Genomic DNA, 13,130 nt, shown 5'->3' on the forward strand with positions numbered 1-13,130 from the left:
CGGTATCGTGCCGTGCTGCGGCACGGCGCGAGTATGCAACAGCCGCATGCCCGCGCAACCCTGCTGAACGCGTTTCCCGCCGCCGGACGGTCAGCCTGCCAGCAGGCGCCGCAGCAACCCCGGCACTCCCGCCATCGCCGCGGCAACGTTATCCAGCACGTCCTGCAAGGTGATCACCTCTTCCACGTCCGGCCCCGCGCCCGCCGCCCAGTTGGCGACGATGGCCAGGCAGGCGTAGTCCAGCCCGAGTTCGCGCGCCAACCCGGCCTCGGGCATGCCGGTCATGCCGACCAGGTCACAGCCGTCGCGGCGCATGCGCGCGATCTCGGCGCGGGTTTCCAGCCGCGGCCCCTGGGTGGCGCCGTAGCAGCCCCCATCCACCAGCGCGACGCCCGCCCGCGCCGCGGCTTCAATGACGTCCCGGCGCAACGTCGGGGTGTAGGGATCGCCGAAATCGACATGCAGCACCTCGCTGCCAGGCTCTTCGCACAGCGTCGAAATGCGGCCCCAGGTGTAGTCGATCAGCTGGTCCGGGCAGGCCAGCACGCGCGGGCCGAAGCGGCCGGTGATGCCGCCGACGGTGTTCAGCGCCAGCACGCGGGTGGCGCCCAGCGCCTTCAACGCGGCCAGGTTGGCGCGGTAATTGATCCTGTGCGGCGGCAGCGAATGGCCTTCGCCGTGCCGGGCCAGGAAGGCCACGCGTCGGCCGGCATACATGCCCACGCGCACCGGGCCGGATGGCGCGCCGTAGGGCGTCACCGGCTGGTGGCTCTCCACGTCGGCCAGTTCCCCCAGCGCATAGACGCCGGTGCCGCCGATGACGGCGAGTTCGATGGTCATCCTTGCTTCCTCCAACTCATTCGACCTGTATTGCAGGCTCGCGTGCGTGCCGGCAGCGTTTCAGCGGACACGCCGTGAATACGTCCTTGTAGGCTTCTCGGCGGCATCCATGCCGCCGAGAGTCCGCTGAAACGCTGCCGGTGCGTACGCGAGCACGATGCAATATCGCTAGTCGCCCAGCGCATAGATCGCCGGCAGGTTGCGGCCCTGCTCGTAGTAGTCCATGCCGTAGCCGAACACATACGCATCCGGCACCTGCACGCCGACATGGTCGGCGGCGATGCCCTCGACGCAGCGGTCGTGGATCTTTTCCACCAGCACCGCGATCCGCACCTCGGCCGCGCCCTGGTCCTCGCACCACTGCTTCACCGCCAGCAGGGTATGGCCCTCGTCGAGGATGTCGTCCGCCAGCAGCACCTTGCGCCCGTGCATCGGCGTGGCCGGGCGGTGCAGCCAGGCCAGTCCCGAGCCGCTGGTCTGGCCGCGGTAGCGGGTGGCGTGCAGGTAGTCGAACTGCAGGTCCAGCCCGCGCTCGCCCAGCGCGAACGCCAGCTGCGCGGCGAACGGCAGCCCGCCGTTCATGACCGTGAGGTACAAGGGCACGTCGTCCGCGCCGTAGGCGTCGCGGATCTCGCCGGCCATCCGCACGATGGCCTGCTCCAGCGCCGGCCGATCGAACAGTACCCGCGACGATGCCAGCGCATCGCCCAGCTTCGGTGCACTCATGCCACGTCTCCCATGTTGGTTGCGCCCGACAGGATGCCGGTTGCCAGCGATGGCGCGCGCACCTCTTCCAGCCGCGCCTGCACGCCGGCCCGGCGGGCGTCGGCCAGCAGCCCGTCCCAGCCCAGCGCGCCGCGGCCCAGCAGGCCGGCCAGCGCCATCGTGTTGAGCCGGCGGCCTTCGATCGCCGCCAGCGCCTCGTCCACCTGCTGGGTGTGGCTGACCAGCACCACGTCGCACCCCGCGTCCAGGTGCGCGTCGATGCGCGCCTTGATCCCGCCCACCGCGCCTGCCGCGGCCATGCCGATATCGTCGGAAAACACCACCCCGCGGAAGCCCATGCCGCCATCGGCCACGTTGCCGCGCAGGATGCCTTCGATCCAGCGGCGCGAGCAGCCCGCCGGTTCCGGCGCGACCTGCGGATAGGTGACGTGCGCGGTCATCACCGCGTCGGCGCCGGCTTCGATCCCGGCGGCGAACGGCACCAGGTCGTGCGCGCGGATCTCGTCCAGCGAACGCGGATCGATGGCCGCGTCGTGATGCGTGTCTTCCAGCACCGAGCCATGGCCGGGGAAATGCTTGAGCGTGGCGGCCATCCCGGCTTCGTGCATGCCCTGCACGTAGACGCGGGCGAACGCGGCTACCACCTCGGGATCGGCAGCGAACGCACGGTCGCCGATCGCGCGGTTACCGCGCGCCAGGTCCAGCACCGGGGCGAAGCTGAGGTCCACGCCGCTGGCGCGCATCTCGCTGGCCATCAGCCAGGCGTGCTCGCGCGCCAGCGCCAGCGCGGCCTCGGCATTGCGCTGGTAGAGCGCCTCGAAGCCGTGCAGGGCCGGCAGCTTGCTGTAGCCATCGCGGAAGCGCTGCACGCGCCCGCCTTCCTGGTCCACGCAGATCAGCTGCGGGCGCGGCGCGGCTTCGCGGATCGACTGCGTCAGCTCCGCCACCTGCGCGCGCGAGGCGAAGTTGCGCGCGAACAGGGTGACGCCGGCGCAGGCGTCGTGCTGCAGCCAATCGCGCTCGCGCGCGGTGAGTTCGTGCCCGGTGATACCGATCAGCAGCATTCAGCGTCCTTCCATGAGGTCATGCGCCTGCCGCTCGTCCTCGCGCCACTGCGAGAACGGACGCGAGGCCAGTGCCAGATTGTAGTAGCGCGGGGCGTGCGTGGCTTCCGCGCCGGCCCAGTCGGGCTGCGCGAAGGTTTCGTCTTCGCTCGCCAGCTCGATCTCGGCCACCACCAGGCCGGCGTTGTCGCCGAGGAATTCATCGACCTCCCACAGGTGGCCGGCATGCTCGACGTAATGGCGGTGCTTCTCGACCAGGCCGCCCACGCAAAGCTTGAGCAGCGCGCGGGCCTCCGCCACCGGCACGGGGTATTCGAACTCCTGCCGGCGCGCGCCCAGCTCGCGCGACTTGATGTTGAGGAAGGCGGCGTCGCCCTCGATGCGCACCCGCACCGACGCCCGCATCGCGCCGCTGTCCACCAGCGTCAGGTCGTTGAGGTAGCCCTGCGCCATCGGCACCACCTTGTGCGCCGCTGCGCGCCAGCCGTCGTTGACCGGCAGAAACTTGCGTTCGATTTCGATGCCCATCGGAACAACCTCGCATCCGGATGACGCAGCGCGTGGCGACGCGCCGCAGGGGTGCCGCATCCGCGCCTAGCCGCGGCGCGGCGGGTCGAACACCGCGATGGATTCGACGTGCGCGGTATGCGGGAACATGTCCATCACCCCCGCCTCGCGCAGCGTCCAGCCGGCCTCGTTGACCAGCCAGCCGGCATCGCGCGCCAGCGAGCCGGGGTGGCAGCTGACGTAGACGATCTTCTTCAGGCCCTTCAGCGGCAGCTGCTTGAGCACCTCGATCGCGCCGGCCCGGGCCGGGTCCAGCAGCAGCTTGTCGAAACCCTGCTTCAGCCATGGCTGCCCGGCCAGGTCCTGGGCCAGGTCGGCGGCGAAGAACTGCACGTTGCCCATGCCGTTGTGCTGCGCATTCAGGCGCGCGCGCGCCACCAGCCCGGCGTCGCCCTCCACCCCGATCACCGCACCGTCGCCGGACGCGCGCGCCAGCGGCAGGGTGAAGTTGCCCAGCCCGCAGAACAGGTCGAGTACGCGCTCGCCCGGCTGCACGTCCAGCAGCTCCAGTGCGCGGGCGATCATCGCCTCGTTCAACTTGGCGTTGACCTGGATGAAGTCGAGCGGGCGGAACAGCAGCTCCACGTCCCACTGTGGCAGCCGGAACGAAAGCTGCGGCGCATCGCCGCCGAGCGGATGCACGGAATCGTGGCCGCCCGGCTGCAGGAAGATGGCGAACCCATGCGCCTGCCCGAACGCGGCCAGCTTCGCCCGGTCCGCTTCGGACAGCGGCTGCAGGTGGCGGAACACCAGCGCGGTGGCGGCATCGCCGGCGATGAACTCGATCTGCGGGATGTCGCGGCGCGCGTCCATGCCGTCCACCAGCGCGCCCAGCGCCTCCAGCTTGAAGCCCAGTTGCGGAACCACCGTATGGCATTCGCGCAGGTCGGCGACGAAGCGCGGGTCGGTTTCGCGGAAGCCCACCAGCGTCTTGCCTTTCTTCTCCACCCGCCGCACCGACAGGCGGCCCTTGCGCCGGTAGCCCCAGGCCTCGCCGCGCAGCGGCGGCAGCACCGACGCGGGCGCCACGTGGCCGATGCGCTGCAGGTTGTCCAGCAGCACCCGCTGCTTGGCCTCGATCTGCCGGTCCTCGGACAGGTGCTGGAGCACGCAGCCGGCGCAGACGCCGAAATGCGGGCAGCGCGGCGTCACCCGGTCGGGCGATGCACTCAGCACCTCCAGCGTCTTCGCCTCGTCGAAATGCTTGGAGCGCGCGGTCTGCTGCACGGAGACGGTTTCGCCCGGCAAGGCGCCGGCCACGAACACGGCCTTGCCGGCCTGCGCGTGGCCTTCCGGCCAGCGGGCAACCCCGCGGCCATCGTGGCTGAGGTCGAGGATATCGAGGGTCTTTGGGGTCTGGTCGAGGCGGGCCACGGCGCGGAAGAACGTTGGGTAGCCGGTCATTGTCGCAGACTGCGGCGACCGGCCCCGGGAGTGCGGCCGGCGCAGGCGGTATCCTTGGCGTTTTGCCGCCGCACCGGACCGCCGCATGCCCGCGCTGACCTCGCAACTCGACCCCCGCTCGCAGGACTTCCTCGACAACGCCGCCTTCCACCGCGAACTGGTGGCCGAGCTGGACCGCCGGCTGGCGCGCGCGGCCGACGGCGGCGGCGAGAAGGCCAGAACGAAGCACACCGAGCGCGGAAAACTGCTGCCGCGCGAGCGCGTCGACGCCCTGCTCGATCCGGGCTCGCCCTTCCTCGAGATCGCGCCGCTGGCCGCCGAGGGCATGTACGACGGCGCCGCACCCGCCGCCGGCATGGTCTGCGGCATCGGCCGGGTGATTGGCCAGGAAGTGGTGATCGTGGCCAACGACGCCACCGTCAAGGGCGGCACCTACTTCCCGATGACGGTGAAGAAGCACCTGCGCGCGCAGGAGATCGCACGCGAAAATAACTTGCCCTGCGTCTACCTGGTCGATTCCGGCGGCGCCTTCCTGCCGCTGCAGGACGAGGTGTTCCCGGACAAGGAGCACTTCGGCCGGATCTTCTACAACCAGGCGCGGCTTTCGGCCGAGAACATCCCGCAGATCGCCGTCGTAATGGGGTCGTGCACCGCCGGCGGCGCCTACGTGCCGGCGATGTGCGACGAATCGGTGATCGTGAAGGAACAGGGCACGATCTTCCTCGGCGGCCCGCCGCTGGTGAAAGCCGCCACCGGCGAGGTGGTCGATGCCGAAACGCTCGGCGGCGCCGACGTGCACACCAGCATTTCAGGGGTGGCCGACCATTTCGCCGAGGACGACCGCCACGCGCTGGAGATCGCGCGCGGCATCGTCGGCTCCCTCAACCGGAAGAAGGTCGTGCCGGTGGCGGTCCAACCCGCGCGCGAACCGCTGTATCCGGCCGAGGAGCTGTACGGCATCGTGCCGAAGGACGCGCGCCGGCCGTTCGACATCCGCGAAGTCATCGCCCGCATCGCCGACGGCAGCGAGTTCCAGGAGTTCAAGGCGCGCTACGGCAAGACCCTGGTCACCGGCTTCGCCCACTTGCACGGCTACCCGGTCGGCATCGTCGCCAACAACGGCATCCTGTTCGCCGAGAGCGCGCTCAAGGGCGCGCACTTCATCGAGCTGTGCAACCAGCGCGGCATCCCGCTGGTGTTCCTGCAGAACATCACCGGCTTCATGGTCGGCAAGAAGTACGAGCAGGCCGGGATTGCGAAAGACGGGGCCAAGATGGTGACCGCGGTGGCCTGCAGCCACGTGCCCAAGTTCACCGTGGTGATCGGCGGCAGCTTCGGCGCCGGCAACTACGCCATGTGCGGCCGCGCCTACGGCGCCCGCTTTCTGTGGATGTGGCCGAACGCGCGCATCAGTGTGATGGGCGGCGAGCAGGCGGCGTCGGTGCTGGCCACGGTCAAGCGCGACGGCATCGAGGCCCGCGGCGGCGCGTGGACGCCCGACGAAGAAGACGCGTTCAAGGCGCCGATCCGCCAGCAGTACGAAGACCAGGGCAACCCCTACTACGCCACCGCGCGGCTGTGGGACGACGGCATCATCGACCCGGCCGACACCCGCCGGGTGCTGGGGCTGGGGCTGTCGGCCGCGCTCAACGCGCCTATCGAGGAGCGCACCCGCTTCGGCGTGTTCCGCATGTGACGGGCGATGTGACTTCCATCGCATTCAATGGGTTGCAGCAGCAACCTATCGTATTCAGCAAGGAAGTCATCGCAAATCGGTGGTAGCCTCGGTGCTTCTTCCCGAGGAGATTCGTGCATGGCCATCGGCTGGAAAGATTCGCCCAAGACCGCAGAACCCGCCCGCTTTGAGCTGGGCTCGCCGGAGCCGCCGGCAGCCGCCGAGCACGCCCCAGCGCCGGCGGCATCTGCACCAGCGGCGCCGGCATCGATCCGCGCGGTGGAAACCCCGGCGCGCGAGTCGGTCATCGCCGCCGACCTGGCCATCGAGGGCAAGATCGAAGGCGCCGGCCACGTCCGCATCGCCGGCAAGTTCAAGGGCGACATCAAGGTGCAGGGCAACCTGACCATCGACCAGGGGGCCAAGGTGTCCGGCGGCGTGTCGGCCAACAAGGTGACGCTGGCCGGCGAGCTGGAAGGCAACATCACCAGCGCGCAGCAGGTGGACGTGCTGCCCAGCGGCGCGATCAACGGCGACCTGAAGGCCGGCAGCCTGACCGTGGCCGCCGGCAGCCGCATCCGGGGCCATGTCGAGTGCGGCTGGGGCAAGGACGACAAGCCGGCGGCGAAGGCGGAGACCGGCAGCGCCGCATGAGCGCGGCGCGCCCCGGCGTGGCGGGCGCCACCCGCACCTGCCCGCACTGCAAGGCCACCATCCTGGAAAGCTCGGCGGTCTGCCCGGCCTGCCGCGGCCACCTGCGCTTCGACGCGCCGGCCAGCGACGCGGCGCAGCGCTTCGTGCCGCTGAAAGTGGAAGGTACGCTCGCCGCGCCGGATGACGGCGCGTTCGAGTACACCATGGTGGTGGTGATCCGCAATGAACGCGGAGAGGAAGTCGGCCGCCACGTGGCTGGCGTGGGCGCGGTGTTCCCGGGCGAATCGCGCAGCTTCAGCGTGGCGGTGGAAGCAGTCCCGGCATCCGCGGGCAAGCGGCGGCTGAAACACTAGCGGCGGCGGACGGCACGGGCCGGGCTTCCTCCGGCCTGCATCCCGTCTTCACATCTTCCCATCTAGGATGCGGGTCGCCGCCACTTGCGTGCGGTTCCACGGTTCGGAAACGCGCACATGGCGCGCTGCCGGATCGCCTCTTTCCACACCCAGGAGTCTTTTTTGATGAACGCCAAAATTTATGTTGCCCTGGTGGCGGCTACGCTGGCGCTGACCGCCTGCAAGAACGAAACCGCCACCGCGCAGAACGAGGCCGCAGAAGCCAGCGCTGCCGCAGAACAAGCCGCGGATGCCGCCGCCAACGCGGCTTCGCAGGCCACCGACGCGGCCGCTGCCGCGACTGGCGAGGCCGTGGGCGAAGTCGGCGCCAACGTCGAGCAGGCGGCCGATGCGGCCAAGCAGGCCAGCGCCGAAGCGGCCGCCGACGTCGCGAACGCCACGGCGGACGCTGCGCAGTCGGCGGCGGATGCTGCCGGGGAGATGGCCGACAAGGCCGAAAAGGCGGCTGACGAAGCCAAGAAGTAATCGCCAGCGCGGTTGCTGCGTTACCCCAAGGCCCGCGCATGCGGGCCTTGTTCTTTCCTGGGCGGGCGTCTCAAACGCGGGATCCGATGCCGCTAGCCGCAGCCGTTGCAGCCGCCGCAGTCCTTGCCGGCGCCCTGCCCCGGCGGCGCGATCTTCTTCGCCAGCGCGCGCAGCCACGCTGGGCGGCCGTCGCGCAGCAGCGGCAGGGCAAGGGCGATGCGCAATCGCCGGGTAGCGTTCGGGAATTGCTTGTGCATCACCACCACCGCGCTGACCAACACCGCCAGCGCGATGACGATGTATTGCGCAAGCAGCCCCGCGCTCATCCGCCCGCCCCCAGCGCCAGCGCGATCCGGTAGGTCGCAAACGACGCCAGGTAGGCCAGCGCGAACAGGTAGCCCGCGGCGAAGGCCGTCTGCTTCCACGAATGGGTCTCGCGCCGGATCGTGGCCAGGGTGGAGACGCATTGCGGCGCGTAGATGAACCACACCAGCAGCGACAGCGCGGTGGCCAGCGACCACTGGTCCTGGATGATGGGGGTGAGCGCCTGGATCGTCGCATCCTCGCTGGCCGCCGACAGCGCGTACACCGTCGCCAGCGACGACACCACCACCTCGCGCGCGGCCATACCGGGGATCAGTGCGATGCAGATCTGCCAGTTGAAGCCGATCGGTGCGAACACCGCGGTCATCGCATGGCCGATCCGCCCGGCGAAGCTGTAGTCGATCGCCGGCAAGGTGGCATCGGCCGGCGCGCCGGGGAAGGACAGCAGGAACCACAGCAGGATGGTCAGCGCCAGGATGATCCCGCCCACCCGCTTGAGGAAGATCATCGCGCGCTCCCACAGCCCGATGGCCAGGTCGCGCAGGTGCGGGACGCGGTAGGACGGCAGTTCCAGCAGCAGCGGATGTTCGCTCTTGTCGCGTCGCCACAGCTTCATCGTCCACGCCACCGCCAGCGCGCTGAGGATGCCGGCCGCGTACAGGCCGAACAGCACCAGCCCCTGCTGGTTGAACCAGCCCACGTCCTTCTCCGGCACGAACGCGCCGATCAGCAGCGCGTACACCGGCAGCCGCGCCGAACAGGTCATCAGCGGCGCGACAAGGATGGTGGCGATACGGTCGCGCGGGTCCTGGATGGAGCGCGTGGACATGATCCCCGGCACCGCGCAGGCGAAGCTGGACAGCAGCGGGATGAAGCTGCGCCCGGACAGGCCGGCCGCCGCCATCATCCGGTCCAGCAGGAAGGCGGCGCGCGGCAGGTAGCCGGATTCCTCCAGCGCCAGGATGAAGGCGAACAGCACCATGATCTGCGGCAGGAACACGATCACCCCGCCCAGGCCGGCGATGACGCCATCCACCAGCAGGCTGCGCAGTGGCCCGTCCGGCAGGGTGCCGCCAACCAGGCCGCCGAACCAGCCGGTGGCGGCCTCGATGGCATCCATCATCGGCGTGGCCCAGGCATACACCGCCTGGAAGATCAGGAACATCACCACGCCCAGCGCCAGCAAGCCGAACAACGGGTGCAGCAGCCAGCGGTCCAGCGCGTCGTCGATGGCGGCGGTGCGACGCGGCATCGCCACCGCCAGCGCCAACAGCCGGCGCACCTCTTCGTGCAGGGCGTCGTCGGCCATCGCCTCGCGTGATTCCGGCTGCGCGGGCAGTGGGCCCTCCAGCCGGTCCAGCAGCGCGCGCGCACCATCGCGGCGCACCGCCACCGTTTCCACCACCGGCAGCCCGAGTTCGCGCTGCAGGACGTCCACGTCGATGTCGATGCCGCGCCGGCGCGCGGCGTCCATCATGTTCAGCGCCACGATCACCGGCCGCCCCAGCGCGCGCAGCTCCAGCGCGAAGCGCAGGTGCAGGCGCAGGTTGGTGGCATCGACCACGCAGACCAGCAGGTCGGGCGCGGCCTCGCCCGGATAGAAACCGCGGATCAGGTCGCGGGTGACCGCTTCGTCCAGGCTGGCGGCATTGAGGCTGTAGGCGCCGGGCAGGTCCAGCACGGCATAGCTGCGGCCCGACGGCGCCAGCAGCCGCCCTTCCTTGCGCTCGACGGTGACGCCGGCGTAGTTCGCCACCTTCTGGCGGCTGCCGGTCAGCAGGTTGAACAGCGCGGTCTTGCCGCAGTTGGGGTTGCCGACCAGGGCGATGCGCGGCAGCGCGGCGGCGTCGCTCATGCCGCACTCCCGCTGGCGCGCAGCCGCACCCGCGCGGCTTCCGCACGGCGCAGGGCGAAGCGGGTGAAGCCCACCTGCACCAGCAGCGGCTCGGCGCCAAGCGGCCCGGCCGCGACCACTTCGACCCCCTCACCGGCAACGAAGCCCAGCTCGCGCAGGCGCCTGGCCACGGGGTCGTTCGGAGCCTGTTCCTCGACGGCTTCGACGACGGCCGGCCTGCGCTTGGGAAGTTCGGTCAATCGCATGGAAACCGCACCATGGGAACAAATGGGAATTGTTCTCAATTCTAGCATTCGGGCGCTCCCGCTATCATGTGCTGGATCAAATTCCGGAGCGATCGATCCGCCCATGAGCCAGGCCCTGCAACTTGACCGCGACGGCGCCGTCGCCCGCCTGCGGATGACCCGCCCGCAGGTGCATAACGCCTTCGACGCCAGCCTGATCGCAGGGCTCACCGCCGCGCTGGCCGGACTGGCCGACGATCCCGCCGTGCGGGTGGTGGTGCTGGAAGCCGAGGGCGCCTCGTTCTCCGCCGGCGCCGACCTCAACTGGATGCGCGGCATGGCCGCCGCCAGCGAGGCCGAAAACCGCGAGGACAGCCTCGCCCTCGCCCGCCTGATGCGCACGCTGGACGAACTGCCGAAGCCGACCATCGCCCGCGTGCAGGGCGCGGCCTTCGGCGGCGGCGTGGGCCTGGTGGCCTGCTGCGACATCGCCATCGGCGTGCCGGAGGCAAAATTCGGCCTGACCGAAAGCAAGCTGGGCCTGCTGCCGGCGGTGATTTCGCCCTACGTCATCGCCGCCATCGGCAGCCGCAATGCGCGGCGTTACTTTGCCACCGCGGAAATCTTCGATGCCGCCGAGGCGCTGCGTATCGGCTTGCTGCACCAAGTCGCCGACACCGACGCGCTGGACGCGACCGTGCAGCGCCAGGTCGACCTGCTGCTCAAGGCCGGCCCGGTCGCGTCCGCCTCCGCCAAGCAACTGGTGCGCGCCGTCTGCGCCCACACCGACGGCGCCAGGCACGACGCCGACAACGCCGCCCTGATCGCCCGCCTGCGCGTGTCCCCGGAGGGCCAGGAAGGCCTGTCCGCCTTCCTCGACAAGCGCAAGCCGCTCTGGCAGCTACAAGAAGGAAGCGCCGCCTGATGTTCTCCACCATCCTCATCGCCAACCGCGGCGAGATCGCCTGCCGCGTGATCCGCACCGCGCGCAGGCTCGGCATCCGCACCGTGGCCGTGTTCTCCGAGGCTGACGCCGACGCCCAGCACGTGCGGCTGGCGGACGAGGCGCACTGCATCGGCGGGCCGCGTCCGCAGGACAGCTACCTGCGCGGCGACGCCATCCTCGAGGTGGCATCGAGGACCGGCGCGCAGGCCATCCACCCGGGCTACGGCTTCCTGTCCGAGAACGCCGACTTCGCCGACGCGGTGCAGGCCGCCGGGCTCGCCTTCATCGGCCCGTCCGGCGCCTCCATGCGCAAGATGGGCAGCAAGGCCGGCGCCAAGGACCTGATGGCTGCCGCCGGCGTGCCGGTGGTGCCGGGTTATACCGGCGAAGACCAGTCGCCGGACCTGCTGCAGCGCGAGGCCGACCGCATCGGTTACCCGCTGATGATCAAGGCCGCGCACGGCGGCGGCGGCAAGGGCATGCGCATCGTGCGCGCGCCCGGCGAGTTCGCCGCCAGCCTGGAAAGCTGCCAGCGCGAGGCGAAGAACGCCTTCGGCAGGGATCGCGTGCTGCTGGAGCGCTACATCGAGCATCCGCGCCACATCGAGATCCAGATCTTCGGCGATGCGCACGGCAACGCCATCCACCTGGGCGAGCGCGAATGCTCGGCCCAGCGCCGCTACCAGAAGGTGCTGGAGGAATCGCCTTCGCCCTTCCTCACCCCCGAACTGCGCGCGGCGATGGGCGCGGCGGCGGTGCAGGCCGCGCATGCGATCGACTACGCCAACGCCGGCACGGTGGAATTCATCGTGGCGCCATCGGGCGAGTTCTTCTTCATGGAGATCAACACCCGCCTGCAGGTGGAGCACCCCGTCACCGAGGAGGTGACCGGGCTCGACCTGGTGGAATGGCAGCTGCGCATCGCCGCGGGCGAACCGCTGCCGCTGCGGCAGCAGGACATCGTCCAGCGCGGCCACGCCATCGAGGTGCGGCTGTACGCGGAAGATCCGGATGCCGGCTTCCTGCCCGGCTCCGGCACCCTGCAGACGCTGCGCCTGCCGGCACCGTCGGCGCACGTGCGCATCGACTCCGGCGTGGTGGAAGGCGACAACGTCACCATCTTCTACGACCCGATGATCGCAAAACTCATCGTCCACGACAGCGACCGCCCGCGCGCGCTGGCGCGGCTGCGCGAGGCGCTGGCGCAGTGCGTGGTCCGCGGACCGAAGTCGAACGTCGGCTTCCTCGAGCGGCTGGTGCGGCACCCGGCGATCGTCGAAGGCACCATCGACACCGGCTACCTGGACCGGCACCTGGACGAATTCCTCGCCCCGCAGCGTCAGGACACCGCGCTGCTGCTGGCCGCGGCCACGCTGCAGCTGCTGCTCCAGGAAGCCGGTGCCCGCGAAGCCGCCGCGCGCGCCACTGATCCCACCTCGCCGTGGGCCAGCGCCGACGGCTGGCGGCTGGGCCATGCCGGCACCCGCCGGCTGGCGTTCGGCAACGGCGAGCGCATCGAGCTGACCGCCCACGGGCATGGCGGCGAATACCGCATCGAGCTCGACGGCGCGGCGCACCTGGTGTCCGGCGCGCGGCTCGCGGGCGACGCGCTGACCCTGCGGCTGGACGGCGGCATGCGCCGCTTCCGCGCGCTGCAGGATGGCGACGACCTGCTGGTGCACGACGGCGAGGCGCGCCTGCGCCTGCGCGTGGAGCCGATGTATCGCAGCCTGGCCGGCGCCGACGCCAGCGCGGAAAGCCGCATCCGCGCGCCGATGCCGGGGCGGGTGGTGGTGGTGCAGGCCGCCGCCGGCGATGCCGTGCAGGCGGGCGACGTGGTCCTGGTGCTGGAGGCGATGAAGATGGAGCTGGCGCTGAAGGCCCCGCGCGCCGGCGTGCTGGCGGAAATCCGCGCGCAGGCCGGCGAGTTCGTCGAGGCCGACGCGGTGCTGGCCACGCTGGAGCCGTGAGAT

The 13,130-nt window shown here is 70.5% G+C and carries 14 protein-coding genes; 6 read left to right on the forward strand and 8 right to left on the reverse strand.

Annotation, left to right across the window (positions count from 1 at the left end; translation table 11 throughout):
- Window positions 1–90: 90 nt before the first annotated feature.
- The 5 genes from SPK54_RS04755 to rlmD all read right to left on the reverse strand — a co-directional run bounded on the left by SPK54_RS04755 (window position 91) and on the right by rlmD (window position 4,601).
- Window positions 91–840, reverse strand: a complete 750-nt coding sequence (locus tag SPK54_RS04755) for an S-methyl-5'-thioinosine phosphorylase (RefSeq protein WP_330946789.1) — start codon at window positions 838–840, stop codon at window positions 91–93.
- Window positions 841–1,008: 168 nt separating this feature from the next.
- Complete coding sequence (locus SPK54_RS04760; protein WP_330946790.1) at window positions 1,009–1,566, reverse strand: hypoxanthine-guanine phosphoribosyltransferase; 558 nt, start codon at window positions 1,564–1,566, stop codon at window positions 1,009–1,011.
- Window positions 1,563–2,630 carry a beta-N-acetylhexosaminidase gene (gene nagZ, locus SPK54_RS04765; protein ID WP_330946791.1) on the reverse strand — a complete coding sequence of 356 codons (1,068 nt, stop codon included), beginning with the start codon at window positions 2,628–2,630 and terminating at the stop codon, window positions 1,563–1,565. Before nagZ ends, SPK54_RS04760 begins: the two co-directional genes overlap by 4 nt.
- A complete protein-coding gene (locus SPK54_RS04770) occupies window positions 2,631–3,158 on the reverse strand; it encodes a CYTH domain-containing protein (RefSeq protein WP_330946792.1) in 528 nt (175 codons plus the stop codon).
- 66 nt (window positions 3,159–3,224) lie between these two features.
- On the reverse strand, window positions 3,225–4,601 hold the full coding sequence (rlmD, locus tag SPK54_RS04775; RefSeq protein ID WP_330946793.1) for a 23S rRNA (uracil(1939)-C(5))-methyltransferase RlmD: 1,377 nt from the start codon (window positions 4,599–4,601) through the stop codon (window positions 3,225–3,227).
- An 85-nt stretch (window positions 4,602–4,686) separates the two neighbouring features.
- Here rlmD and SPK54_RS04780 point away from each other — a divergent pair, with 85 nt between their 5' ends.
- From SPK54_RS04780 to SPK54_RS04795, 4 genes are all read left to right on the forward strand, one after another.
- Window positions 4,687–6,297: a carboxyl transferase domain-containing protein gene (locus SPK54_RS04780; protein ID WP_330946794.1), complete on the forward strand. Its 1,611-nt coding sequence runs from the start codon at window positions 4,687–4,689 to the stop codon at window positions 6,295–6,297.
- Window positions 6,298–6,414: 117 nt separating this feature from the next.
- Window positions 6,415–6,930 (forward strand): polymer-forming cytoskeletal protein, encoded by a 516-nt coding sequence (locus SPK54_RS04785; RefSeq protein ID WP_330946795.1) that lies wholly within the window; start codon window positions 6,415–6,417, stop codon window positions 6,928–6,930.
- The gene (locus SPK54_RS04790) at window positions 6,927–7,283 is read left to right on the forward strand and encodes a hypothetical protein (RefSeq protein WP_330946796.1); all 357 of its coding nucleotides are present in this window, start codon (window positions 6,927–6,929) and stop codon (window positions 7,281–7,283) included. The genes SPK54_RS04785 and SPK54_RS04790 overlap by 4 nt, the downstream gene beginning before the upstream one ends.
- Window positions 7,284–7,400: 117 nt before the next feature.
- Entirely contained in the window at window positions 7,401–7,808 is a 408-nt protein-coding gene (locus tag SPK54_RS04795; protein ID WP_330946797.1) for a hypothetical protein, read from the forward strand.
- 92 nt (window positions 7,809–7,900) lie between these two features.
- Here the strand turns inward: SPK54_RS04795 and SPK54_RS04800 are convergent, their stop codons facing one another.
- Genes SPK54_RS04800 through SPK54_RS04810 form a run of 3 tightly spaced genes read right to left on the reverse strand, consistent with a single transcriptional unit; the run spans window position 7,901 to window position 10,232 of the window.
- Complete coding sequence (locus SPK54_RS04800) at window positions 7,901–8,134, reverse strand: DUF6587 family protein (RefSeq protein WP_330946798.1); 234 nt, start codon at window positions 8,132–8,134, stop codon at window positions 7,901–7,903.
- Window positions 8,131–9,987, reverse strand: a complete 1,857-nt coding sequence (locus SPK54_RS04805) for a ferrous iron transporter B (protein WP_330946799.1) — start codon at window positions 9,985–9,987, stop codon at window positions 8,131–8,133. The genes SPK54_RS04800 and SPK54_RS04805 overlap by 4 nt, the downstream gene beginning before the upstream one ends.
- Window positions 9,984–10,232: a FeoA domain-containing protein gene (locus SPK54_RS04810; protein WP_330946800.1), complete on the reverse strand. Its 249-nt coding sequence runs from the start codon at window positions 10,230–10,232 to the stop codon at window positions 9,984–9,986. The genes SPK54_RS04805 and SPK54_RS04810 overlap by 4 nt, the downstream gene beginning before the upstream one ends.
- A 103-nt stretch (window positions 10,233–10,335) precedes the next feature.
- On the opposite strand from SPK54_RS04810, the gene SPK54_RS04815 reads away from it, so the two are divergent.
- Both SPK54_RS04815 and SPK54_RS04820 read left to right on the forward strand, forming a co-directional pair.
- Entirely contained in the window at window positions 10,336–11,136 is an 801-nt protein-coding gene (locus SPK54_RS04815) for an enoyl-CoA hydratase-related protein (protein ID WP_330946801.1), read from the forward strand.
- On the forward strand, window positions 11,136–13,127 hold the full coding sequence (locus SPK54_RS04820) for an acetyl-CoA carboxylase biotin carboxylase subunit (protein ID WP_330946802.1): 1,992 nt from the start codon (window positions 11,136–11,138) through the stop codon (window positions 13,125–13,127). Before SPK54_RS04815 ends, SPK54_RS04820 begins: the two co-directional genes overlap by 1 nt.
- The last annotated feature ends 3 nt before the right edge of the window (window positions 13,128–13,130 follow it).

The sequence above is a fragment of the Thermomonas sp. LB-4 genome (genome assembly GCF_036409385.1).
Taxonomy (GTDB): domain Bacteria; phylum Pseudomonadota; class Gammaproteobacteria; order Xanthomonadales; family Xanthomonadaceae; genus Thermomonas.

Excerpts from the sequence above, each read along its gene's own strand:
- SPK54_RS04755 (WP_330946789.1), bottom strand. The coding sequence starts at position 840 with ATGACCATCGAACTCGCCGTCATCGGCGGCACCGGCGTCTATGCGCTG.
- SPK54_RS04760 (WP_330946790.1), bottom strand. The coding sequence starts at position 1,566 with ATGAGTGCACCGAAGCTGGGCGATGCGCTGGCATCGTCGCGGGTACTG.
- nagZ (WP_330946791.1), bottom strand. The coding sequence starts at position 2,630 with ATGCTGCTGATCGGTATCACCGGGCACGAACTCACCGCGCGCGAGCGC.
- SPK54_RS04770 (WP_330946792.1), bottom strand. The coding sequence starts at position 3,158 with ATGGGCATCGAAATCGAACGCAAGTTTCTGCCGGTCAACGACGGCTGG.
- rlmD (WP_330946793.1), bottom strand. The coding sequence starts at position 4,601 with ATGACCGGCTACCCAACGTTCTTCCGCGCCGTGGCCCGCCTCGACCAG.
- SPK54_RS04780 (WP_330946794.1), top strand. The coding sequence starts at position 4,687 with ATGCCCGCGCTGACCTCGCAACTCGACCCCCGCTCGCAGGACTTCCTC.
- SPK54_RS04785 (WP_330946795.1), top strand. The coding sequence starts at position 6,415 with ATGGCCATCGGCTGGAAAGATTCGCCCAAGACCGCAGAACCCGCCCGC.
- SPK54_RS04790 (WP_330946796.1), top strand. The coding sequence starts at position 6,927 with ATGAGCGCGGCGCGCCCCGGCGTGGCGGGCGCCACCCGCACCTGCCCG.
- SPK54_RS04795 (WP_330946797.1), top strand. The coding sequence starts at position 7,401 with ATGGCGCGCTGCCGGATCGCCTCTTTCCACACCCAGGAGTCTTTTTTG.
- SPK54_RS04800 (WP_330946798.1), bottom strand. The coding sequence starts at position 8,134 with ATGAGCGCGGGGCTGCTTGCGCAATACATCGTCATCGCGCTGGCGGTG.
- SPK54_RS04805 (WP_330946799.1), bottom strand. The coding sequence starts at position 9,987 with ATGAGCGACGCCGCCGCGCTGCCGCGCATCGCCCTGGTCGGCAACCCC.
- SPK54_RS04810 (WP_330946800.1), bottom strand. The coding sequence starts at position 10,232 with ATGCGATTGACCGAACTTCCCAAGCGCAGGCCGGCCGTCGTCGAAGCC.
- SPK54_RS04815 (WP_330946801.1), top strand. The coding sequence starts at position 10,336 with ATGAGCCAGGCCCTGCAACTTGACCGCGACGGCGCCGTCGCCCGCCTG.
- SPK54_RS04820 (WP_330946802.1), top strand. The coding sequence starts at position 11,136 with ATGTTCTCCACCATCCTCATCGCCAACCGCGGCGAGATCGCCTGCCGC.